Genomic DNA, 1,024 nt, shown 5'->3' on the forward strand with positions numbered 1-1,024 from the left:
TCCCGGGTCGCGACCATCCAGCCGACGACGTACCGGGAGTAAATGTCGATAATCGTATACAAGTGGAAGTATGACCATTTGGCCGGGCCCTTGAGCTTCGAGATGTCCCACGACCAGGTCATGTTGGGTCCCGTCGCGATGAGTTCGGGCTTGACTCGTGCCGGGTGCTCGGCCTGAGCACGACGCTCACCGGTCTCGCCGTGGGCGCGGAGCAGACGATACATCGTCGCGACTGAGCACAGGTAGGTGCCCTCGTCGAGGAGGATCGCCTGGATCTCCGCCGGCGCCTTGTCCACGAACCGCTTGGACCGCAGCACCTCTAGAACAGCGGCGCACTCCAGCTCGGTCAGCGCGCGCGGCTGCTTCGCCGGCTGTGGCCGGGGCCGCGGCGATGACGGCGGTCTTGGCGACCGCCGGTGTTGGCGGTAGTGCGTCGCCCGCGACCGGCCCACGGCCAGGCACGCGTCCCGCGTGCCGACGAGAGGGACGAGTTCGGTGATCGTGGCGTCGATTATTTCTCGGTGTTCTTCTCGCTGCTGTTGGTCGAGAGTTGATCCAACAGAGCCGAGAGTTTTCCCTGGATAGCGATCACCTGCCTCGCCGTATCCAACTCGCCCGACAGTCGGACATTCTCTTTCCGGAGCCGGGCCGCGTCCTTCTCCGACGTGCTGGCTGGCAGCGCTCCCGCCGGCCGCGCCAAAGCGGCCAGCACCCCCTTGTCTCGCTGGTCACGCCACGAGCTGACTAAGGAGGTGTACAGCTTTTCCCGGCGGAGCAGCGCACCGCGGCCCTGCCGATTGAGGCAGTCGTACTCGGTCAGAATGTCGCACTTGTACTTGGCGGTGTAGGTTCGCCGCCGAGCACGCTCGGGAACCTGAGGATCGGGAACATCTTCCATCCCTACAGCTTGCCCGGTCGAGCTGGGCCCTGTCATCACTGCGTTCGTCAAGGGGAACTCCTTCCCCGCCCTCTACAACACTATTCGGGACGATCCCGGTGCCTTGTCCAAGGTTGACAGAGAGGG

General features: G+C 64.6%; 1 protein-coding gene and 1 pseudogene. Both read right to left on the reverse strand.

Translation table 11 applies throughout. From position 1 onward, the window contains the following. Positions 1–338: pseudogene (locus E3T42_RS00575) on the reverse strand (IS3 family transposase); the annotation flags it as partial. Between the two features lie 173 nt (positions 339–511). Then, positions 512–949, reverse strand: a complete 438-nt coding sequence (locus tag E3T42_RS00580; RefSeq protein WP_134402270.1) for a hypothetical protein — start codon at positions 947–949, stop codon at positions 512–514. Positions 950–1,024: the final 75 nt, after the last annotated feature.

It is taken from the genome of Cryobacterium sp. TMT4-10 (assembly GCF_004403275.1).
In the GTDB taxonomy this organism is placed as follows: Bacteria; Actinomycetota; Actinomycetes; order Actinomycetales; family Microbacteriaceae; genus Cryobacterium; species Cryobacterium shii.